At 44.6% G+C, this 20,331-nt stretch carries 24 protein-coding genes; 18 read left to right on the top strand and 6 right to left on the bottom strand.

Annotated elements, in window-relative coordinates; all coding sequences use genetic code 11:
• Nucleotide 1: 1 nt before the first annotated feature.
• Entirely contained in the window at nucleotides 2–976 is a 975-nt protein-coding gene (locus H595_RS0103510) for a calcium/sodium antiporter (protein WP_205623165.1), read from the bottom strand.
• A gap of 253 nt (nucleotides 977–1,229) precedes the next feature.
• Here H595_RS0103510 and mlaF point away from each other — a divergent pair, with 253 nt between their 5' ends.
• The 7 genes from mlaF to murA are packed head-to-tail and all read left to right on the top strand — an operon-like array spanning nucleotide 1,230 to nucleotide 5,757.
• Nucleotides 1,230–2,033, top strand: coding sequence for a phospholipid ABC transporter ATP-binding protein MlaF (gene mlaF, locus H595_RS0103505; RefSeq protein ID WP_027669947.1), 804 nt, complete (start codon nucleotides 1,230–1,232; stop codon nucleotides 2,031–2,033).
• Nucleotides 2,030–2,812, top strand: a complete 783-nt coding sequence (gene mlaE, locus H595_RS0103500; protein ID WP_027669946.1) for a lipid asymmetry maintenance ABC transporter permease subunit MlaE — start codon at nucleotides 2,030–2,032, stop codon at nucleotides 2,810–2,812. Before mlaF ends, mlaE begins: the two co-directional genes overlap by 4 nt.
• Before the next feature lies 1 nt (nucleotide 2,813).
• On the top strand, nucleotides 2,814–3,278 hold the full coding sequence (mlaD, locus tag H595_RS0103495) for an outer membrane lipid asymmetry maintenance protein MlaD (protein WP_027669945.1): 465 nt from the start codon (nucleotides 2,814–2,816) through the stop codon (nucleotides 3,276–3,278).
• Between the two features lie 2 nt (nucleotides 3,279–3,280).
• Entirely contained in the window at nucleotides 3,281–3,934 is a 654-nt protein-coding gene (locus tag H595_RS0103490; RefSeq protein ID WP_051219719.1) for an MlaC/ttg2D family ABC transporter substrate-binding protein, read from the top strand.
• Nucleotides 3,931–4,224, top strand: a complete 294-nt coding sequence (locus tag H595_RS0103485; protein ID WP_027669943.1) for an STAS domain-containing protein — start codon at nucleotides 3,931–3,933, stop codon at nucleotides 4,222–4,224. Before H595_RS0103490 ends, H595_RS0103485 begins: the two co-directional genes overlap by 4 nt.
• 9 nt (nucleotides 4,225–4,233) lie before the next feature.
• Complete coding sequence (locus tag H595_RS0103480; protein WP_027669942.1) at nucleotides 4,234–4,491, top strand: BolA family protein; 258 nt, start codon at nucleotides 4,234–4,236, stop codon at nucleotides 4,489–4,491.
• Between the two features lie 6 nt (nucleotides 4,492–4,497).
• A complete protein-coding gene (gene murA, locus H595_RS0103475) occupies nucleotides 4,498–5,757 on the top strand; it encodes a UDP-N-acetylglucosamine 1-carboxyvinyltransferase (RefSeq protein ID WP_027669941.1) in 1,260 nt (419 codons plus the stop codon).
• Nucleotides 5,758–5,768: 11 nt separating this feature from the next.
• On the opposite strand, the gene H595_RS0103470 is transcribed toward murA, so the two are convergent.
• The 3 genes from H595_RS0103470 to H595_RS0103460 form a co-directional block, all read right to left on the bottom strand.
• On the bottom strand, nucleotides 5,769–6,851 hold the full coding sequence (locus tag H595_RS0103470; protein ID WP_037053558.1) for a trypsin-like peptidase domain-containing protein: 1,083 nt from the start codon (nucleotides 6,849–6,851) through the stop codon (nucleotides 5,769–5,771).
• Nucleotides 6,852–6,944: 93 nt separating this feature from the next.
• The gene (locus tag H595_RS0103465) at nucleotides 6,945–8,297 is read right to left on the bottom strand and encodes a Do family serine endopeptidase (protein WP_027669939.1); all 1,353 of its coding nucleotides are present in this window, start codon (nucleotides 8,295–8,297) and stop codon (nucleotides 6,945–6,947) included.
• 87 nt (nucleotides 8,298–8,384) lie between these two features.
• A complete protein-coding gene (locus tag H595_RS0103460; RefSeq protein WP_027669938.1) occupies nucleotides 8,385–8,834 on the bottom strand; it encodes a Z-ring associated ZapG family protein in 450 nt (149 codons plus the stop codon).
• Nucleotides 8,835–8,960: 126 nt separating this feature from the next.
• On the opposite strand from H595_RS0103460, the gene zapE reads away from it, so the two are divergent.
• The 8 genes from zapE (at nucleotide 8,961) to H595_RS0103420 (ending at nucleotide 15,083) form a co-directional block, all read left to right on the top strand.
• Nucleotides 8,961–10,052 carry a cell division protein ZapE gene (gene zapE / locus H595_RS0103455; RefSeq protein WP_027669937.1) on the top strand — a complete coding sequence of 364 codons (1,092 nt, stop codon included), beginning with the start codon at nucleotides 8,961–8,963 and terminating at the stop codon, nucleotides 10,050–10,052.
• A 205-nt stretch (nucleotides 10,053–10,257) separates the two neighbouring features.
• Complete coding sequence (rplM, locus tag H595_RS0103450; RefSeq protein ID WP_027669936.1) at nucleotides 10,258–10,686, top strand: 50S ribosomal protein L13; 429 nt, start codon at nucleotides 10,258–10,260, stop codon at nucleotides 10,684–10,686.
• 12 nt (nucleotides 10,687–10,698) lie between these two features.
• Entirely contained in the window at nucleotides 10,699–11,091 is a 393-nt protein-coding gene (gene rpsI / locus H595_RS0103445) for a 30S ribosomal protein S9 (RefSeq protein WP_027669935.1), read from the top strand.
• Between the two features lie 257 nt (nucleotides 11,092–11,348).
• A complete protein-coding gene (gene petA, locus H595_RS0103440) occupies nucleotides 11,349–11,939 on the top strand; it encodes a ubiquinol-cytochrome c reductase iron-sulfur subunit (RefSeq protein WP_027669934.1) in 591 nt (196 codons plus the stop codon).
• Nucleotides 11,939–13,213 carry a cytochrome b gene (locus H595_RS0103435; protein WP_027669933.1) on the top strand — a complete coding sequence of 425 codons (1,275 nt, stop codon included), beginning with the start codon at nucleotides 11,939–11,941 and terminating at the stop codon, nucleotides 13,211–13,213. Before petA ends, H595_RS0103435 begins: the two co-directional genes overlap by 1 nt.
• Nucleotides 13,213–13,950, top strand: coding sequence for a cytochrome c1 (locus H595_RS0103430; protein WP_037053553.1), 738 nt, complete (start codon nucleotides 13,213–13,215; stop codon nucleotides 13,948–13,950). The genes H595_RS0103435 and H595_RS0103430 overlap by 1 nt, the downstream gene beginning before the upstream one ends.
• A gap of 75 nt (nucleotides 13,951–14,025) precedes the next feature.
• The gene (gene sspA, locus H595_RS0103425; protein WP_027669931.1) at nucleotides 14,026–14,664 is read left to right on the top strand and encodes a stringent starvation protein SspA; all 639 of its coding nucleotides are present in this window, start codon (nucleotides 14,026–14,028) and stop codon (nucleotides 14,662–14,664) included.
• 5 nt (nucleotides 14,665–14,669) lie between these two features.
• Nucleotides 14,670–15,083 carry a ClpXP protease specificity-enhancing factor gene (locus H595_RS0103420; protein ID WP_027669930.1) on the top strand — a complete coding sequence of 138 codons (414 nt, stop codon included), beginning with the start codon at nucleotides 14,670–14,672 and terminating at the stop codon, nucleotides 15,081–15,083.
• Between the two features lie 36 nt (nucleotides 15,084–15,119).
• Here the strand turns inward: H595_RS0103420 and ilvY are convergent, their stop codons facing one another.
• Nucleotides 15,120–16,004, bottom strand: coding sequence for an HTH-type transcriptional activator IlvY (gene ilvY, locus H595_RS0103415; protein ID WP_027669929.1), 885 nt, complete (start codon nucleotides 16,002–16,004; stop codon nucleotides 15,120–15,122).
• 161 nt (nucleotides 16,005–16,165) lie between these two features.
• On the opposite strand from ilvY, the gene ilvC reads away from it, so the two are divergent.
• The 3 genes from ilvC to H595_RS0103400 all read left to right on the top strand — a co-directional run bounded on the left by ilvC (nucleotide 16,166) and on the right by H595_RS0103400 (nucleotide 19,805).
• On the top strand, nucleotides 16,166–17,647 hold the full coding sequence (gene ilvC, locus H595_RS0103410; protein ID WP_027669928.1) for a ketol-acid reductoisomerase: 1,482 nt from the start codon (nucleotides 16,166–16,168) through the stop codon (nucleotides 17,645–17,647).
• Between the two features lie 159 nt (nucleotides 17,648–17,806).
• Nucleotides 17,807–18,238, top strand: coding sequence for a methylglyoxal synthase (locus H595_RS0103405; protein WP_027669927.1), 432 nt, complete (start codon nucleotides 17,807–17,809; stop codon nucleotides 18,236–18,238).
• Nucleotides 18,239–18,884: 646 nt separating this feature from the next.
• The gene (locus H595_RS0103400; RefSeq protein WP_027669926.1) at nucleotides 18,885–19,805 is read left to right on the top strand and encodes a Dyp-type peroxidase; all 921 of its coding nucleotides are present in this window, start codon (nucleotides 18,885–18,887) and stop codon (nucleotides 19,803–19,805) included.
• A 13-nt stretch (nucleotides 19,806–19,818) separates the two neighbouring features.
• Here the strand turns inward: H595_RS0103400 and argR are convergent, their stop codons facing one another.
• Nucleotides 19,819–20,286 (bottom strand): transcriptional regulator ArgR, encoded by a 468-nt coding sequence (gene argR / locus H595_RS0103395; RefSeq protein WP_027669925.1) that lies wholly within the window; start codon nucleotides 20,284–20,286, stop codon nucleotides 19,819–19,821.
• Nucleotides 20,287–20,331: the final 45 nt, after the last annotated feature.

Below are 20,331 nucleotides of genomic sequence, written 5' to 3'. Positions count from 1 at the left end.
ATTAAGCCAAAGCGGTGAAGAGCAGGTATTGATAACCAACAAAGCTACATAACAATAGTGCACCTTCTGTGCGATTAATACGTTGTGTTTTACCCAAGCGAACTGACATTATTAGCATAATGACGGTTGCAGCGATCATTACCAGGCTGTCCCGGCTTGCCGCCATTGGATCCAGTTGATCCGGCCCAATTACTGCGCCAAGCCCTAATACGGCTAAAATATTAAAGATGTTTGAACCAATAATATTACCCAGTGCTAAATCATCTTCACCTTTTAGAATGCCGATAATACTTGCTGCAAGCTCCGGTAAGCTGGTGCCAATAGCAATGATAGTTAAACCGATAATCAGATCGCTCATGCCGGCATAGCGGGCGATGGTTACCGCACCATGGACCAGTAGTTGCGAACTTGCCAATAATAACACCAAGCCAATACCCACCCATAATAGTGCACGGATTAACGATACTGGCTCGGGGATGTCTTCATTAATCTCTGCGATTAAAGGGTCATCTGCGCGGGCGTGTTTCCCCCAATAAACTAACAGACATAAAAAACTAACGAAGGCGCCAAGCAGTAATATGCCTTCAGCTCGGGTTAAGCTGTTATCACTGATAAAGTAACAACCAATTAACGAGCACAGCACCAATAACGGGTACTCTCTTTTAAGGGTCAATGACGATACTGCGATGGGCTTTAGCAGAGCTGCTGCGCCAATAACCAGTAAAATGTTAGTGATGTTTGAGCCAAGGGCATTGCCTACTGATGTATCGAGCCGGCCTTGCCACGCTGCGCTGGCTGACACTAACATTTCTGGTGCAGAGGACCCCATGGCGACGATAGTCAAACCAATAATCATTGGCGATATCCCCGCTGTGCGTGCAACAGAAGATGCACCGAACACAAAACGGTCTGCGCTCCAGATGAGTAAAACCAGTCCAACAAGGACGAAAATAATGGCTAACAGCAAGGGTGACAAAATTTATTCCCTGAAAAAAACAAACAACAGCAATTATTTTCCAGCTTATTGCGGCTAAATGCAAAAAAAGCTGTCGATTTTGTCAAAGGTTTCATTTTTCGCACATATTGTTACGATTTTTTGTAACGACTTTATGGCGTAAGCCGTTTACAATTAGTGCATGTGGGCTGGCGTAACATTGAAAACATACATAGATGTATGTATATTGCGTAGCAGTTTTAAAAAAGCCTTGAGATAGGCAAAGAGAGTTAACTTGTCAGAGATATTAATAGATATACAGCAACTGACATTCAGCCGCGGCGAACGGACTATTTATCGTGATATGAATATGCAGTTTGCCCGCGGTAAAGTAACTGCCATCATGGGCCCCAGTGGCATTGGTAAAACGACGTTATTAAGGCTGATAGGTGGGCAGCTAAAACCAGACAGCGGAAAGATTCTGTTTGATGGCGAAAATATACCGGAGTTAAGCCGTAGTGCGCTCTATCAGGCGCGCAAGCGCATGAGTATGTTGTTTCAAAGCGGGGCACTTTTTACCGAAATGTCTGTGTTCGACAATGTTGCTTTTCCTATACGAGAGCACAGCAGGCTGCCTGAATCACTTATTAGACTAATTGTGTTAATGAAACTTGAAGCCGTAGGTTTGCGCGGTGCACGTGATTTGATGCCCGCAGAATTGTCTGGTGGCATGGCCCGAAGAGCTGCACTGGCCAGAGCGATAGCACTTGACCCTGAGTTAATCATGTATGACGAGCCGTTTGCGGGGCAGGACCCTATTTCTATGGGAGTGATCGTGCGCCTGATTCGCTCGTTAAATAATGCATTAGGCCTGACATCTGTAGTGGTATCACATGATGTAACGGAAGTGATGAGCATTGCTGACTATGTCTACGTAGTTGCTGAGCAAACGGTGATCGGTCACGGTACACCAGAGCAACTGCGGCAAAGCTCGTCGCCGTTAGTGCAACAGTTTTTGCAAGGTGAAGCCGATGGTGCGGTTCCATTTCATTTTAAAGCGGCGCCATACGAGGAAGAGTTGATGGAGTTAGCTAAGTGATTGCAGATAAACTACAACAACTTGGTGCAGCGACGATTGGCAGTATTATCGGTTTTGGTCGTGCAGGCGTGATGCTATTTGGGGCGCTGTTGGGTAAACCTAGTTTTCGTAAGGGTTTTCCTCTATTAATTAAACAACTCTATGTTATTGGGGTGTTGTCGCTACTCATTATACTCGTCTCAGGCTTGTTTATCGGTATGGTATTAGCACTGCAGGGTTATACCGTGTTAGTGAAGTTTGGTGCGGAACAAATGCTTGGCCCTCTGGTGGCACTAAGTTTGTTGCGCGAGCTTGGGCCTGTGGTTGCAGCTTTATTGTTTGCCGGTAGAGCGGGTAGTGCTTTGACGGCGGAAATTGGCCTGATGAAAGCAACAGAGCAGTTATCCAGCATGGAGATGATGGCGGTTGACCCGCTCAGGCGCATAATTGCACCGCGCTTTTGGGCTGGCGTGATCAGTCTACCGTTGTTGGCCATAATTTTTACCGCGGTGGGTATTTTAGGTGGGCATCTTGTGGGTGTTGATTGGCTTGGCGTTGACGGTGGTGGTTATTGGTCTGCAATGCAGGCAAATGTTGATTTATATGAAGATGTTTTGAACGGTATCATTAAAAGCGCCGTATTTGCGCTAATTGTGATCTGGATTGCTTTACACAAAGGTTATGACGCTGTGCCCACTTCTGAAGGGATCAGTGCAGCCACAACGCAAACTGTAGTGACAGCATCACTTGCTGTACTGGGTTTTGACTTTATTTTAACTGCAATAATGTTTGGTGGATAACATGACCACGCGGAAAATCGAAATTTTAGTTGGTGGCTTTATCGTTTTGGCGCTAGGCGCATTCCTCATTTTAGCGCTGAAAGTAGCAAACAGTGGAATGGGGGCGAGTAGTGATACTTATAATCTTCGCGCCAAGTTTGAAAATATTGGTGGCTTGAAAGTGCGTTCTCCAGTAAAAGTTGGCGGCGTGGTTATTGGCCGGGTTGCATCTATTGAACTTGATACCACTTACTATACTCCGGTTGTCACAATTGCCATTAACAGTGATTACAGTAATTTCCCGGAAACGAGTTCACTGGCCATTCTGACGTCAGGCTTGTTGGGGGAACAATATTTGGGTTTACAACCAGGTTTTGTCGATGAGACAGTTGAAATTCTGGGAGACGGTGACTACATCGAAGACACGAAGTCTGCTCTGGTATTAGAAGAGCTGATTGGTCAGTTCTTATTTAATCGCGGGAATTAATCATGAAATTTTATAAGTATTTGTTGGCGACAGTGTTTGCTGCGTTAAGTTATATGCCCCAGGCTGGAGCTGATACACCAACATACAGCGACCCATACAAGATGATGGAGGTGCTGGCAGATAACACCTTTAGCCGCATTGCCAGGCAACAGCAAGATATCGCAGCCGACCCAGAAGTCTTGCGGGTTATCGTTAATGAAGAATTGGTGCCTTACATCGATAGTCGATACGCTGCTTTAAGGGTTATTGGTACTAGCGCCGATTTGAGAAAGACGCCGCGTGAGGACATCCTGGCGTTTGTTGATGCGTTTCAAAATTATATGGTGGCGACCTATGCTGGCGTTTTTACCCAGTACCGCGACCAGAAAGTGATTATTGAGCCTGCGTTAGGTGGCATTGAAGAACAAAAAATCATTGTTGTTAAAACCCGGGTTATTGACCCAGGTAAACCTGATATCAATATTGACTTTAAACTGCGCCGTGCAAAAGACTCTGAAAGTTGGCAGGTATTCGATATGGTTGCTGAAGGAATATCTTTATTAGACAGTAAAAGAGCCGAGCTGGGTAACCTTATTCGCCAGCAAGGACTAAACAGCGTCACGTTGTTATTACAGGAAAAAGCCAAGGCACCCATCACCAAGGCAGAAGCAAAGTGACACTGAAGATTCAACAACAAGGTGATGTTTTGCATTTTACCGGTGTATTAAATCGTGATACGTTAATGCAGTATTCACCCTTTATGTTGTTAAATAACGCGTCAACTGCGGTAACGTTCGACTTTGCTGCGTTGGAAAATATAGACACTGCAGGATTAGCCTGGCTATTACATCAGCTGTCTAAAGCGAAAGAAAAGGGTACATCAATAGTGTTGTCTAATGTGCCGAAGCAGTTGCTATCACTAGCAGATGTTACAGCCGTGCGTCCACTCTTACCTATTAGTGATTAAGGTTTTATATTGGATATCAAGCAAATAGAGCAATTGCTGTCTGAGCAATTGCAACTGACTGAAGTCAGGGTCAGCGCAGAAGGGTCACACTATGCCGTTACGGCAGTGGGCACCTGCTTTGCTGATGTCAGCCGTGTCAAGCAACAACAAATGGTATATGCGCCGCTTATGTCGGCAATTGCAGATGGCTCTATCCACGCCGTCAGCATTAAGACCTTTACGCCTGAACAATGGCGTAGAGAAAAACTCCTCAATCCTCCGATGTAGTAATTTATGCAGCAATTTTTAGTTACAGGTGGTCAGGCGTTACACGGAGATGTCATTATCTCTGGTGCTAAAAACGCTGCTTTACCCATTCTATTTGCCAGTTTGTTATCAGAAAAACCCACCACGATTAGCAACGTGCCTAAGCTTAAAGATATTGAAACAACAGTGAAGCTTCTGCAGTTGTTTGGTGCAAACGTTAACTTTACTGATAACGTAGTTCAGGTAGATGCTGGACCGGTGTCAAATCAGTTTGCGCCCTATGATCTTGTGAAAACAATGCGGGCGTCTATTTTAGCACTTGGGCCGTTATTGAGCCGTTTTGGCCAAGCTGAAGTATCTTTACCCGGTGGTTGTGCCATCGGCGCGCGTCCTGTCAATTTGCACATTGATGGCTTGCGCAAGATGGGAGCCGATATTGTGGTTGAAAATGGCTATATTAAAGCCAAAGCCAGCCGCCTTAAAGGTGCGCACATTATCATGGAGATGGTCAGTGTTACTGGCACTGAAAACCTGATGATGGCAGCCGTGTTAGCTGATGGAGTGACAACCATCGATAATGCTGCGCGCGAGCCGGAAGTGGTCGATTTGGCAATATACCTCAATACCATGGGTGCAAAAATTACTGGTGCAGGAACTGACAGTATTGTTATTGAAGGCGTAACGTCTTTGCATGGCGGTAATCATAAAGTTCTACCCGACAGAATAGAAACCGGTACCTTTTTGGTAGCTGCGGCTGTCAGCGGTGGCGATGTAACATGCCGGAACGCTGATCCAGCTGAACTCGAAGTGGTGCTGGAAAAACTGCGTGAGGCAGGTGTAGATATTACAACAGGTCCTGATTGGATCCGCGCAAATATGACTGGGCGCGTGCTAAAGTCGGTGAAGGTGAAAACGGTCCCGCATCCAGGGTTTCCGACAGATATGCAGGCACAGTTTACCGTGCTAAATGTGGTAGCTGAAGGTGTAGGTATGGTAACGGAAACGATTTTTGAAAATCGTTTTATGCATGTTCCAGAGCTGCAGCGGATGGGCGCGAAAATCAATTTGGAAGGTAATACTGCGGTGTGTCAGAACACTGACAAGCTTATGGCTGCTCAAGTTATGGCAACAGATTTACGCGCTTCAGCAAGTCTTGTGATTGCAGGTCTTGTTGCTGAGGGTACTACGATAGTGGATCGCATATACCATATTGACCGTGGTTATGAGCAAATAGAAGATAAACTAAAGCGTTTAGGCGCTAATATTGAACGAGTAAACGCGGCATAAGCCGCGTTTTTTTATCGCCTTAATTCTCGCGTTATTGCATTCACAGTCAGTTGTTGGCCATTGCGATTTATCGTTAACGCAAGATTGGTATTTGGTGCGGTTTCGGCAATCATGTTTAATGCTTGTGGTACGCTATTGAAGTGTTGACCATCAATTTCTAGCAGAATATCCCCTACTTGTAACCCTGCTTCAGCTGCAGGGCCATGGGTATTAATTCCAGTTATGCTAAGACCATAGAGTTGTTGTCCTGAGGAAATTAATCTATCGCCAGCAGCATTTACTACAGCATCACCAGAAACGCCAAGATGGCTGCGGGTTACCCGGCCATGTTTAATCAGTTTGTTCATCACATTTAGCGCTAACTGGTAAGGAATGGCAAAAAATATACCTTGTATATCCTGATTCTCTAACTGAAACGCTGCTGCGTTAATGCCTACTAATGTACCATTGCTATTGACCAGGGCGCCGCCAGAATTGCCGCGGTTGATGGCGGCATCCATACGCATAAAATCGATATAACCGCGCGAACTTAAACCGGTATTACCGTTTGCACTAATAATACCCTGGGTAATGGTCTGGCCCAGATTCAACGGATTGCCAATAGCAAGTACTACATCACCTACTTGCGACTCTAGTTCGGGTTGCTGCGGTATTACCGGTAAATTCTCTGCCTGCACATACAGTACGGCTAAATCGGTTAATTCATCCTGACCAATTAAGACGGCTTCAAGCGTACGACCATCCTGCAACGCCACTTCTATATAGTCAGCGCCGTTAACGACGTGATAATTTGTAAGAATGTATCCTTGCGCGCTCATAATGACCCCTGAACCCAGCTCTTGCCGCTCAATGGTGCGTGGCCGTAATGAACGCGGATCGACCAAAGTACTACGTGTGTAAACATTTACTACCGCAGGGGCAGCTCGACGTACAGCTTTGGCATAGGTTACAGCGTGCTGTTCTTCTGCAGAATCAGCCCGGCCAAAAAGGAGTGTGGATAGTTGATTCATCGATGGGAAAAAAAGCATCAGAATAAAGGCTAATGCAAGCCCATAGACAATGCTTTTAAGCAGAAAGAACAAGAATTTGGTCACGGGTTATGAGGTTTCAGCAATGTTTAGGTAACGCTAGCATAGCATTAATATCGTTTAAGCAGTAGCCGTTGGCTACTGCTTAAACCTTAGCTATCAGCGAATTAACACATACAAATTAGTGTTGCCTCGTCGGATATTTAAGGCAGCGACTCCGCTGCGATTGTCTAGCATTTTGCGAAGCTTTGCCAAATTGGCTATCCGCTGTCGATTAACGCCTACTATCACATCGTTTGCTTGTAAGCCTATTTGCTCAGCTGCGGTATTGTTAGCAATGCTGTCAATTTTTACTCCGCCGCCTTCTGCGTTAGAAAGCTCTGCACCATCAAGCATAGGATGCATCTGGCTGGCAGCTACCTGACTGGTAGACACTTCCTTAAGTTTAACGGTAATTGTTCGCTCTTTACCTTCGCGCAGAATGCCAAACTTTGCTTCCCGGCCCGCGCCCAGTGTGCCTACTTTGGCACGTAACTCTAAGAAAGAATTGATTTTATTGCCATTCATGCTAATGATGACATCACCGGATTCCAAGCCCCCCTCGGCAGCAGCACTGTCAGGCATGACTTCATTAACAAAAGCACCTCTGCTCACTTTGAGATTCATTGCTTCTGTTAAATCCGACGTAACATCCTGTCCACGAATACCCAAACTACCGCGTCGAATCTCGCCATGCTCAATAATTTGGTCTACCAGGTTTTTCATCATGTTAGCCGGTATCGCAAAACCAATACCAATATTACCGCCGTTAGGCCCCAGAATCGCGGTATTGATACCAATAAGCTCACCTCTTAGGTTGACCAAAGCGCCACCAGAGTTGCCGCTGTTAATGGCTGCATCCGTCTGTATAAAGTCTTCAAAGCCTTCAATACCTAAGCCACCGCGTCCTAGAGCACTAATGATGCCGGATGTTACAGTTTGTTCTAATCCAAACGGGTTGCCAATGGCAACAGCGAAATCGCCTACGCGGGTTTTGTCAGAGTCAGCCAAAGTAATTTGGACTAATTTCTTCGCCTCAATTTGGAGCAATGCGATATCAGTTTCTGGGTCGGCTCCTAGTTTTTTCGCGCTAAATGTTCTGCCATCTTTCAGCCTGACTTCAATTTCATCAGCATCTTGAATTACATGGTTGTTGGTAACGATATAGCCTTTTTCTGCATCAATAATTACGCCTGAGCCAAGCCCCTTAAACGGGCGCTCCTCCTTGTATTCATTTGATCCACGTTGACCAAAGAAATGGCGAAAAGCTTCAGGTAAGCGTTGTCGAACTTCACGATTGCCGGCAACCGATATATGTACAATTGCCGGTGTAGTTTGCTCCAACATGGGAGCTAAAGTAGGTATTTCCTGTTCACCAGAAAAAAATGGGATTTTTGCTTCTGCCGGAGCGGGGTTTGTCAACAACAAACTGGCGGCTACAGCAGCACCAAGCAATGACAATTTTTTATTCATAGCGTCATAGTCTCCTCTTACAAGTTGCGACTAAGAGCGCTGAAAAATAGAAAAAGTTCAGCCAATAATTTTAGATTGTGTAACAAATTATTCTGTGGTTTTCGTATTCTGTTTAACTTTAATTAAGCCACTAGCTTCACCCGAGTAGTCCCGCGGTTGCTGTTCCGCCGCAGAATAGACACGACGTTTTTCATCAATTTGATGTAGAGATTGGCGAATGTGGGCTGCGGTATCGCCAGACAAATAATTGATTTCTTGGTTTACAGAATCTGTTGGCCGTTCAACCAGTTGCATTTTAGAGTCAGCAATATGCCGTGCAATACGTGCATAATTATCCTGCAGCTGTGTCATTAACTGGTTGGTAGTTTCCAAATGTGTAGACACATCTTGCCGATACTGTGCCAACTGGGCCTGACTTTCATCAAGTTCTGTTTGCAACTTATGCTTATCGAATTGCTTTAAGGTGATCAGCCGGGCGATAATGCCCCCAATAACTAAACCTGCTCCAAGCCATGCTGCGGCGTACATATATTCCATAACAACTCCTGCGGGGGGTAATATCTATAGATAGTGTAACCTAACTTCTTATCCAGAGTGGTAAGGCATGTTACTATTATTGCTGATATTAAGGGCTTAACTCTGTCGCTTTCAAGTAAGATACCCATGACGCCACTACAAAAATACCAGCAAGACTTAACGCGGGATGATTTTCAGCATGACGCTGCACAAGAGTTTGCGGTTTTGCAGCTGCAACGCCTGTTTAACGATTATATCAAACAAAAGCCACAGCAACTGTCGTTATGGCAGCGTTTACGCGGCGAAAAGCTCAAGCCTCAGCCATTAATGGGATTGTATTTTTGGGGTGGTGTTGGCCGTGGCAAAACCTATCTGGTAGATACATTTTACGAGTGTCTGCCAGGGGAGCGCAAGTTACGTATTCATTTTCACCGGTTTATGCATCGGGTTCATGAAGAGCTTAAACTACTCAAAGGTGTCAGTTCACCACTGGAAAAAGTGGCTGACATATTTAAACAAGAAACTGACATCCTGTGTTTTGATGAGTTCTTTGTGTCAGATATTACTGATGCCATGATTCTGGGCACCTTGATGCAGGCACTCTTTGCCCGAGGTATGACATTAGTCGCAACGTCGAATATTGAGCCCGATGGTTTATACCGGAATGGTTTGCAGCGAGCGCGCTTTTTGCCTGCCATTGCTGCAATAAAGCAGTATTGTTCAATAGTGAACGTAGATAGTGGTATTGATTACCGATTACGGACACTAGAAAAGGCGGAGATTTATCATTTTCCGCTAGACGAACCAGCAGAAAAAAATTTACTCGAGTATTTTAATGCCTTGTCAGTTGAACCTCGTCAGCAAGATGCCCAAATTGATGTGGTAAATCGTAAGTTGCATGCACGTTTTGAAGCTGACGGTGTTGTATGGTTTGAGTTTACTCAGTTGTGTGAAACAGCCCGTAGTCAATATGATTACATGGAGTTAAGCCGCTGCTACAATACGGTATTGCTATCAGGGGTTAAACTTATGGGACGTCAGAATGACGATGTTGCCCGGCGTTTTATCGCCCTGGTAGATGAATTTTATGAGCGCAATGTTACCTTGATCATCTCAGCCGAAGTTGCCTTAGAGCAGCTTTACTCAGATGGTATTCTGTCATTTGAATTTAAGCGCTGCATTAGTAGACTACAAGAGATGCAATCCCGTGAATACTTGGCTAAGCCGCATATCCCGTAATTTTTTGCAAATTACGTCGAAAATTTACAACAGAATGCTGATTTTTAAAGTTGGTTAATATATAATCCGCGCCCGGCCTACGTTACAGCCTAAATACTGCCGTTAGCCCGGTGGTTTTGTACTCGAAGGGGTACGCTAACGACACATGATGCATCAGCCCTGCACTGTGTCAGGTGTAACTAAGTTATTTTTTTGGATTGAAAGAATGAAAACTTTTACTGCTAAGCCAGAAAGCGTAACACGCGACTGGTTCGTTGTTGATGCGACAGGTAAGACGCTGGGACGTATCTCAACAGAAATTGCTGCCCGTTTACGTGGCAAGCACAAACCAGAGTACACTCCACACGTTGATACCGGTGATTACATCATCGTTATTAATGCTGAAAAAGTGGCTGTAACTGGTAACAAAGCACAGAACAAAATGTATTATTCTCACACTGGCTTCCCTGGCGGCATTAAGGAAATCAGCTTTGAGAAATTGATCGCGAAAAAACCTGAGATGGTTTTGGAACTTGCCATTAAAGGTATGTTACCAAAAGGTCCACTGGGCCGCGCTATGTTCCGTAAGTTGAAAGTTTACGCCGGCGCCGAGCATCAGCATGCTGCTCAGCAACCGCAAGTATTAGATATTTAATCGGAGCATAACATGGCACAGAATCAATATTACGGAACTGGTCGTCGTAAAAGCTCAACGGCCCGCGTTTTCTTAAAAGCAGGTTCAGGTAACATCGTTGTTAATCAGCGCGCGTTAACTGAGTACTTCGGTCGCGAGACTGCCTGTATGATCGTTAAGCAACCATTAGAATTGGTTGATATGGTTGAGAAATTCGACCTGTACATCACTGTTAAAGGTGGTGGTATCAGCGGTCAAGCGGGTGCTATCCGTCACGGTATTACCCGTGCACTGATGGAATTCGATGAGTCATTGCGTCCTGCACTGCGTAAAGCAGGCTTCGTTACTCGTGACGCTCGTCAAGTTGAACGTAAGAAAGTGGGTCTGCGTAAAGCACGTAAACGTCCACAGTACTCAAAACGTTAATCGTTTTATTACAGTACAGAAACCCGACACTCGTTGTCGGGTTTTTTTTTACTTCGACTCTAGCTACTTCATCGAGTCTAGTAGCGGTTGCGTTACGTAATTAAAGTGTATGAGATAACTTAATACCGATTCAGTTTGCCTTAATCCTTGTGTAAAGCAGGGCTTTTCATTATGATCGGCGATATTTTTCGATTTATAATAATTGCTGAAATTCAGCCGCTTAAATTATGTTTAAGCGTTAACGTGGAGATGAGTGGATGAGCAATGCGCCTGTAGATCAAGGTCGCCGCCGCTTCCTTACCATTGCAACCTCAGTCGTAGGGGGCGTGGGTGCTGTCGGAGCTGCTGTGCCTTTTGTCGCGTCCTGGATGCCAAGTGAAAAGGCAAAGCAGGCTGGGGCTTCGGTCAGTGCGGATATCAGTAAGCTTGAACCTGGTCAGTTAATCCGGGTTGAGTGGCGTGGCAAGCCGGTATGGATTGTTAAACGACCACAAGCAATGCTGGATGAACTGGCTACGCATGAAGATAAACTGCGTGACCCGGCGTCTGAAATTGAGCAGCAACCTGCGTATGCCCAGAATCGCCATCGTTCTAAAAAGCCTGAGATTTTTGTTGCTGTGGGTATTTGTACTCACCTTGGCTGTTCTCCAACCTATATCGCGGATGACTTTGCGGCTCAGGTTGAAGGCGTCACGTCGGGTTTCTTCTGCCCATGTCACGGTTCTAAGTTTGATATGGCTGGTCGGGTATTTCAAAGTGTACCTGCGCCGAAAAATTTACAGATCCCGCCGTACATGTTTACCGATGACAATACCATATTGATTGGTGATGATGAGGGGACCGTCTGATGTTTAAAAACCTGATGAGCTGGATTGAATACCGCTTACCCTTCATGGAGAAAATGAATCTCCACGTAATGCAGTATCCTGCACCAAAAAACTTTAACTTCTGGTACTTTTTTGGCTCATTGGCCATGTTAGTACTGGTTAACCAAATCCTAACGGGCATTTGGTTAACGATGAACTATGAGCCTTCAGCCGACGGAGCTTTCGCTTCTGTTGAATATATTATGCGTGACGTGGATTATGGCTGGTTGCTGCGTTATATGCACTCCACTGGCGCTTCAGCGTTCTTCGTTGTTGTTTATCTACACATGCTGCGTGGCATGATGTACGGCTCTTATCAAAAGCCTCGTGAGTTACTCTGGATTTTCGGTATGCTGATTTTCCTGGTGTTAATGGCTGAAGCCTTTATGGGCTACTTGTTACCTTGGGGGCAAATGTCGTTCTGGGGTGCTCAAGTTATTATTTCGATATTTGGTGTTATTCCCGGTATTGGTGATGATTTAACACTCTGGATCCGCGGCGACTATGTTATTTCAGGTGCTACATTAAACCGTTTCTTCGCGCTGCATGTTATCGCATTACCATTAGTGCTTGTCGTGCTGGTTTTCCTACACATTATGGCATTGCACGAAGTCGGCTCAAACAACCCTGATGGTATTGACGTAAAACGTGAAAATGATGGTTCGGTAGAGCAAACTGAAGCAGACAAGAAATTCACCTTCCACCAGTACTTTACTAAAGGTGGCAAGAAAATCATTGTTGATGCTATACCGTTTCACCCTTACTACACAGTGAAAGATTTAGTTGGGGTCGCGGGTTTCTTACTTATCTTTGCCTGGGTTATTTTCTTTTTACCAGAAGGCGGCGGATATTTCCTTGAACCACCTAACTTTGAAGCGGCTAACCCGTTAAAAACACCAGCCCATATTGCACCGGTATGGTACTTCACGCCGTTTTACGCCATTTTGCGTGCCGTTCCGGATCAACTGTTTGGCGCGATATTCATGTTCCTGGCTATTTTAGCCTTAGCGCTATTGCCATGGATTGACCGCGGTTCAGTTCGTTCTGTGCGTTATCGTAGTGCGTTGCATACCGCAAACCTGATTAATTTCTGTGTAAGCTTTGTTGCGCTAGGCGTGTTAGGTGTTCTGCCTGCTACAGGTCTTTATACCTTATTGGCACAAATCTTCTCGTTTACATATTTTGGCTTCTTTATTCTGTTGTGGTTCTACAGCAAGAATGAAAAAACTAAACCATTACCAGTAAGGTTAACCTGATGATGAAGAACTTATTTTCAGTAATTGCATTAGTAGCGTCGTCTTGGGTGATGGCTGCTGGTCCTGCTGTCCATCTGGATAAGGCACCGATTGATCTGAAAGACAAAGCCTCTTTGCAAAATGGTGCGCGTATCTTTCAGAACTACTGTTTGGGTTGTCACCAAATGCAGTATCAACGCTATGTACGTACCTTTAGAGACTTAGATATTCCAGAAGATGTTGGTATGGAAAATCTGATGTTTACAGGGGAAAAGGTGGGTGACCATATTAAAAATAATATGGCGACCAAAGATGCCGAAAAATGGTTTGGTGCTGCGCCACCAGACCTGACTAACGTTGCTCGAGTTCGTGGCCCTGATTGGTTATATACCTATATGCGTAGTTTTTATGCTGATCCGTCACGTCCGTTTGGCGTTAACAATGAAGTATTCCCAATGGTTGGTATGCCGCATGTATTGCAAGAACTTCAAGGTACACCTCGGAAGACTTACGAAACGCGCTTAGTTGATGGCGAGTCTAAACAGGTTTATGTTGGTATTAAAGCCGATGGTACCGGTGAACTTAGTGCAGAAGAATATGATCGTACTGTAGCAGATCTGGTAAACTACCTTGAATATGTTGGCGAGCCTACCAAATTAGAATCCCGTGAGTTGGGTGTGAAAGTTATGGTATTCCTGCTTATTTTCTTTGTACTGGCTTATCTGTTGAAGAAAGAATATTGGAAAGATGTACATTAACTAGTTATTTCAACTAGATATGTTTACAGGGGCCTTAGCGCCCCTTTGCCGTTTATTATTTTACCGGAGGAAGACATGGCGATCACTGCCAATAAACGCCCTGTGATGACACTGTTCTCATCAGCGGATGATATGTTCAGCCATCAGGTACGCATAGTACTGGCTGAAAAAGGCGTAACTGTCGATATTCTTCAGGTCGCACAAGATAATTTGCCGGAGGACCTGTACGAAGTTAACCCGTATGGTAGCCTGCCAACTTTGCTTGATCGTGAACTGGCGTTGTATCAAGCTAATATTATTATGGAATATTTAGACGAACGTTTTCCGCATCCACCGCTGATGCCGGTGTACCCAGTTGCTCGTGGTCAAGCCAGATTAATGATGTATCGCATCGAGAAAGACTGGTATCGTTTGGCTGCATTAGTACTGAACGGTGACGAACAAGCGGCGAGTGCGCGACAAGAACTTAAAGAAGGTTTGTTGTCCATCGCGCCATTGTTTAATGAAGCCCCGTTCTTTATGAGCGAAGAGTTTGGCTTAGTGGATTGTTACATGGCGGCATTATTATGGCGCTTGCCGTTATTAGGTATCGAGTTAATAGGCCCTGGTAGCAAAGAACTTAAGAACTATATGACACGCATTTTCGAACGCGATGCGTTTCAAGCCTCTCTAAGTGATGTAGAACGTGAAATTCGCAGAGGAATGAAGTTGTGATGAAGATGACTGCAAACCGCCCGTATCTGCTTCGGGCGTTTTATGAATGGATTGTTGATAATAGTTGCACCCCTTACCTTGTTGTTGATGCGACTGCTAATGGGGTAAAGGTGCCAACGCAATTTATTCAAAACGGTCAAATTGTACTTAATGTGTTACCTTCCGCGGTTGGAAATTTGCAGTTAGGCAATGATGCTATTACGTTTAATGCACGTTTTGGCGGTCAGCCTTTTGCGTTGTTTATTCCTGTATCTGCTGTGCTGGCGATTTATGCCCGCGAGAATGGCGCAGGCACGGTATTTACGCTGGAAGAGGAAGAGGATGAGGCAGAGTTTTTTAACTCTGAGCTTGCGGAGGATTCAGATTTACCTGAACCACCAAAACCGAAAAAAGCCTCTCACCTTAAAGTCGTTAAGTAAACAAAGTCGTTAATTAATCAATTACCGCCACTGCTATTAATTTTTAGCAGTGGCAACCTGCCAAAATGCCTGAATTAGCGGCTCATGTTGCCGTTTTGCCAGCATGCACACCCCCAAGTCAAATGCTTCAAATCGGTAATCTAATTCAAGCGTACGCACCCGATCCTTTACCGGGCTGTTTATGACCACTGCATCAGCAACCAGCGCAATGCCAGTACCCAGAGCGACCATTGATACCATCGCTTCGTGGCCATCCACTTTTGCCACAACCTGCGGTGAAATGTTCATGTCTTGCAACCAACGATCAAAGCGGCCCCGCGCTGGACCGTGCTCCGGCATGATCATGGGTATTTTATGCCAGGAAATAGGATGTTCTTGTAGTAAGTCATTTACTTTACATGGAATGTTGGGGGCTATCAGCATGACTGGGAGGCTAGCTATACTCCTAAAAGCCAGGTTTGTAGGCAAATGTGCCGGATGAGCAGCCAGCGCAATATCGGCATCACCGAGTCTTACTTTCTCAATTGCAGAAGCTGCGTCACCAGTGGTGAGCTTGATTTCAGCCTTTGGGCACATCAAACGAAACTTATCTAATATAGCTGGTAAATGGCTGTAGCTTGCAGTTACGGTACAGTACAACCTAATTTCGCCAGTTAGCTCCGCACTCGCTAACTGCAAATCAACCTGAAGTTGATGCCACTCATCCAGCCAATGGCGCACAAAACGCTGAAAACGTTGGCCTGCGGCCGTTAATTTAACAGAGCGTTTATCGCGAAAAAACAGTTCAGCACCTAACTCTTGTTCCAACCGTTGAATTACGCGGGTCAGAGTAGGGGCACTGACATACATTTGTTCACTGGTTTTGCTGAAGTTTAAACTACTGGCTAAATGTTGAAAAAGTTGGGCACTACGAATATCCATAGGTTGCCTTTATGGTTTCATATATTGAAATACAGACTTCTAAATATATCACTTCACGCAATTGAAACCAGCAGCTAATATGACGTTATTAAAGCAGACACCGCGTACTGCTTATGCTCACCAAACGGTTTGAGCAACGAAACTAATTTTAGAGATGTAGCATGGCCAATTACTTTAATACATTAAATTTACGTCAGCAGCTGAGTCAGTTAGCTCAGTGCCGTTTTATGGATAAGTCTGAATTCGCCAACGGTTGTGAATTATTAAAAGACTGGAATATTGTTATTGTCGGTTGTGGGGCTCAAGGTTTAAACCAGGGCCTTAACATGCGCGACTCCGGCCTTAATATCAGCTATGCCCTGCGCACTGAAGCCATTGCAGAAAAACGTGCTTCATTTGAAAAGGCTAACAGTAATGGCTTTACCGTTGGCACCTATGAGGCGTTAATTCCGACAGCAGATCTGGTATTAAATCTGACTCCAGATAAACAACACAGCAGTGTTGTAGACGCAGTAATGCCATTAATGAAGCAAGGCGCAACTTTGGCTTATTCTCATGGTTTTAATATTGTTGAGGAAGGTAAGCAAATTCGTCCTGATATTACGGTAGTGATGGTGGCGCCTAAGTGCCCAGGCACGGAGGTTCGCGAAGAATACAAAAGAGGATTTGGGGTACCAACATTAATTGCAGTACACCCGGAAAATGATCCCAAAGGACAAGGCTTAGATATCGCCAAAGCGTATGCAGCGGCAACGGGGGGAGACAGGGCCGGTGTGTTGCAATCATCATTTGTAGCAGAAGTGAAGTCGGACCTGATGGGGGAGCAAACTATCCTATGTGGTATGTTGCAAACTGGCGCTATTTTAGCATTCGATAAAATGGTCGCAGATGGCCTGGAGTCGGGTTATGCCGCCAAGCTAATTCAGTACGGCTGGGAAACCGTTACTGAAGCGCTTAAACATGGCGGTATTACCAATATGATGGATCGTTTAAGTAATCCTGCAAAGATCAAAGCCTTTGAGCTTGCAGAGCAGTTGAAAACGACATTGCGGCCATTATTTGAAAAGCATATGGACGACATTATAAGTGGTGAATTTTCCAGTACCATGATGGCGGACTGGGCTAATGACGACAAAAACCTACTGACATGGCGTGAGCAAACTCGCAGTAGCGGTTTTGAACAGGCTCCGGTATCAGATGAAAAAATTACAGAGCAAGATTATTTTGACCGTGGTTTATTGTTAGTTGCTATGGTGAAGGCGGGTGTCGAGTTGGCATTTGAAACCATGGTTGATGCCGGAATTGTTGCTGAATCGGCCTATTATGAGTCATTACATGAAACGCCACTCATTGCTAATACGATAGCACGCAAACGCTTATATGAAATGAATGTGGTGATTTCAGATACGGCAGAATACGGTTGCTACTTGTTCTCTCATGCAGCAGTACCATTATTAAAAGATTTGGTTAATGGTTTAAGCAGTGAGTGCCTTGGCAAGGGTATCAATGGTAGCAATGGTGTTGATAACCTCAAGCTGATTGCGGTTAACGAAGCTATACGTCAACACCCTGTCGAGACAGTAGGAAAGAAATTACGTGGTTATATGACAGCGATGAAACGTATTGTGGAATCAAATCAGTAACTTGAAAGAATTATGTGGTTAAAGGTAATGTAGAGCGCCAAAAGTGCATATGTTAGCTGACCAATAACGATGTTATACGTGGACCTTGGTTGTTTTGCCCTGCTATGCAGGGCTTTTTTTTCGCGCTAAGCTATGATTTTACAAACTGGAGGCCTAGACGTGAAAACGATTGCATTAGTCGCTCACGATGGTAAAAAGCAAGCTTTGCTAAATTGGGTTGGCCAACACAAAGCGTTCTTTATTAATAAAAATTTAGTTGCCACTGGTACGACAGGCAAAATGGTCGCTGAGGTGCTACAGCAAGAAGTGGTGTGCTTAGCAAGTGGACCGCTAGGAGGCGATCAACAAATTGGCGCTATGATTGCTGAACAAAAAATAGATTGGTTAGTGTTTTTTTGGGATCCATTATCATCACAGCCGCATGACCCGGATGTAAAAGCGCTAATTCGACTTGCTGTGGTATGGAATATACCGGTTGCGTGTAATCAGGCTACGGCGGACTTCATCGTTCATTCCAACTTATACCAGCAAAATTATCAGCGCGAAGTTCCTGATTTTTCTGTTTATCAAAATAGGTTAGAACAAAAATAACCACTTGAAATGGAGATTTTGGGATTGTTGTAAGCGGGAGTAAATTGCTGATTTGTGGAGCAGAAGGTGGGCCGCACACTGCGCGGCCACCTAAGGTCCTGTTTCGTCATCCTGTCGATACTGTCCTTAGCACGTCATCCCTGGCTCCATCCTGGAGTGTTCCAAAAGCGTCCTGCCTGTCCTACTATCCATATGCATTATCATCCGTATAATGCGCTCTCATCCTGAGAGATTCCTAAACCTTCCATGCAAGTTTCAGCGCCTGTGAAGAATCTGAAAAAAGCTTACTCATCCTGAGCGTGTCCAGTTTACATCCTTGTGCTATCCTAGCAAAACGCTGCATCCTGCAGTAACACCCTTAGCATCCTGCTGTGGGGGTCTATCCTTTGACGAGTTAATTATGAACTCTTCGGTGTTAGTGCGGGAGCCATTTTTTTGAATAAGTTCACTGTAATATTATTGTAAAGATGACTATATTCAAAATATAGTTATTAAAATCAGTTAGATACTTATTTTTGGCGTTGCAGAGGTAACGGTAAAATAGCGTTTAAGCGCACTCGAATGTGAGAGATATCTCACAATATCGGCGGCATACTGGATGTCGTTTGTTAAAAAACGAGTAGCCTACAGTTAAAAGGGAATTAATATGGCCAGAGAGCAGCTGGGGATATGTGCAGAAGCAAATTTGCATGCAAGTTATTTGCTGCTAAATGCCCTTGACGGGCAGGAGAAGTTGCTACGTTACAAGCTGCCGCTTATTTCGCAATTGCTCGACCGATTATCCGAACATTTTTCAGAAGCCATGCTAACGGGGATTGTTGCTATAGGCTCTAATTTCTGGAGCTCATTATATCCAAACGCCAGGCCCGCAATGCTAGATGCTTTTCCAGATTTAGCCGTTGATGAATTTAATTTATCACCCGTACCAATAGATTTACTCATCGTTGTACGCGCAGATAGGCTGGACGTCATCACTATAGCTTGTCAGCAAATTTTGCAACTGTTCCAAGGACTAGTTGAAGTACAGGAGCAATTGCAGGGCTTTCGCTACCTTGATGGTCGTAATTTTACAGGCTTCATTGATACGCCTTACAATCCAGCTAACAGAATAAAGCGACAAGTCGCCTTAGTCGATGTGGCACAGCAGCCCATATTTTCGGGTGGGAGTTATGTATATTTTCAACATTTAAGTTTTGATCAGGCAGCTTGGCATCGGTTGAGCCAAGCTGAACAAGAAGAAATTATGGGTTATGACAAAGTGTCAGGTAAAGCTTTAGCTAATATACAGCAGTTGCCTTGTAGTCATCTTGCTACAATACAAAATTTAAACGCTGCAGCGACAGTATTGATACAAAGTATGCCGTTTTATCAGTTGCAGCGCCAAGGTGTCATTCAGCTTAATTTTGCCGCTACTTCAGAAGCATTAAAATTGAGATTGCATCAACGTTTGGGACTGTCTGAAAATGCAAAGGGGCCTGACTTACTTCTGAATTATCACCGTGTTGAATTAAGCGCTGCCTTTTTTGCACCGTCTATCAGCTTTCTTGAGCAATCAGCTAAAGACTAAACACATTGGATGACTAAACTTTTTCAAATAGCTCTGTCACTTTCTTCAGCGTGAAATCAATATTTTTGATGCTGATGGGCGCGATAAAAATGGTATCGTCTCCAGCAATGGTACCAAGCACACCTTCTGCTTTCCCAACAGAGTCGAGTAAGCGAGCAATTAACTGCGCCGCGCCAGGGCTAGTGCGGATAATAATCATCACATCGTTGTGTTCAATATCAAGCACTAATTGACGTAGAGGGCTTTTAGTCGTCGGAATACCAAGTTCCGGTGGCAAGGTATAAACCATTTCTTGTCGAGCATTACGGGTACGAACCGCACCATACTTGCTTAACATGCGAGAGACTTTCGACTGACTAATATTATCAAAGCTCTCATTTTTAAGCGCATCGACTATTTCGCCTTGCGAGCCAAAGTTTTCTGTTTTCAATAGGGCTTTAAACGCTTGGATTAATGCTTCTTGTTTCGCTTGTTTGGTCATGCTACGCCTATACCTGTTTATTTAATGCTTCTATTTTAGCAAAGT

The organism is Rheinheimera baltica DSM 14885 (assembly GCF_000425345.1).
GTDB classification, from domain to species: Bacteria; Pseudomonadota; Gammaproteobacteria; order Enterobacterales; family Alteromonadaceae; genus Alishewanella; species Alishewanella baltica.
Note: the sequence above shows the minus strand (reverse complement) of the source record. Positions and strands in the feature narration are given on the sequence as shown.

Bases quoted from the DNA above. Each gene is read 5' to 3' on its own strand.
- mlaD (WP_027669945.1), top strand. From the start codon at position 2,814: ATGACCACGCGGAAAATCGAAATTTTAGTTGGTGGCTTTATCGTTTTG.
- H595_RS0103490 (WP_051219719.1), top strand. From the start codon at position 3,281: ATGAAATTTTATAAGTATTTGTTGGCGACAGTGTTTGCTGCGTTAAGT.
- murA (WP_027669941.1), top strand. From the start codon at position 4,498: ATGCAGCAATTTTTAGTTACAGGTGGTCAGGCGTTACACGGAGATGTC.
- H595_RS0103465 (WP_027669939.1), bottom strand. From the start codon at position 8,297: ATGAATAAAAAATTGTCATTGCTTGGTGCTGCTGTAGCCGCCAGTTTG.
- H595_RS0103460 (WP_027669938.1), bottom strand. From the start codon at position 8,834: ATGGAATATATGTACGCCGCAGCATGGCTTGGAGCAGGTTTAGTTATT.
- zapE (WP_027669937.1), top strand. From the start codon at position 8,961: ATGACGCCACTACAAAAATACCAGCAAGACTTAACGCGGGATGATTTT.
- rplM (WP_027669936.1), top strand. From the start codon at position 10,258: ATGAAAACTTTTACTGCTAAGCCAGAAAGCGTAACACGCGACTGGTTC.
- rpsI (WP_027669935.1), top strand. From the start codon at position 10,699: ATGGCACAGAATCAATATTACGGAACTGGTCGTCGTAAAAGCTCAACG.
- petA (WP_027669934.1), top strand. From the start codon at position 11,349: ATGAGCAATGCGCCTGTAGATCAAGGTCGCCGCCGCTTCCTTACCATT.
- H595_RS0103435 (WP_027669933.1), top strand. From the start codon at position 11,939: ATGTTTAAAAACCTGATGAGCTGGATTGAATACCGCTTACCCTTCATG.
- H595_RS0103430 (WP_037053553.1), top strand. From the start codon at position 13,213: ATGATGAAGAACTTATTTTCAGTAATTGCATTAGTAGCGTCGTCTTGG.
- sspA (WP_027669931.1), top strand. From the start codon at position 14,026: ATGGCGATCACTGCCAATAAACGCCCTGTGATGACACTGTTCTCATCA.
- H595_RS0103420 (WP_027669930.1), top strand. From the start codon at position 14,670: ATGACTGCAAACCGCCCGTATCTGCTTCGGGCGTTTTATGAATGGATT.
- ilvY (WP_027669929.1), bottom strand. From the start codon at position 16,004: ATGGATATTCGTAGTGCCCAACTTTTTCAACATTTAGCCAGTAGTTTA.
- ilvC (WP_027669928.1), top strand. From the start codon at position 16,166: ATGGCCAATTACTTTAATACATTAAATTTACGTCAGCAGCTGAGTCAG.
- H595_RS0103400 (WP_027669926.1), top strand. From the start codon at position 18,885: ATGGCCAGAGAGCAGCTGGGGATATGTGCAGAAGCAAATTTGCATGCA.
- argR (WP_027669925.1), bottom strand. From the start codon at position 20,286: ATGACCAAACAAGCGAAACAAGAAGCATTAATCCAAGCGTTTAAAGCC.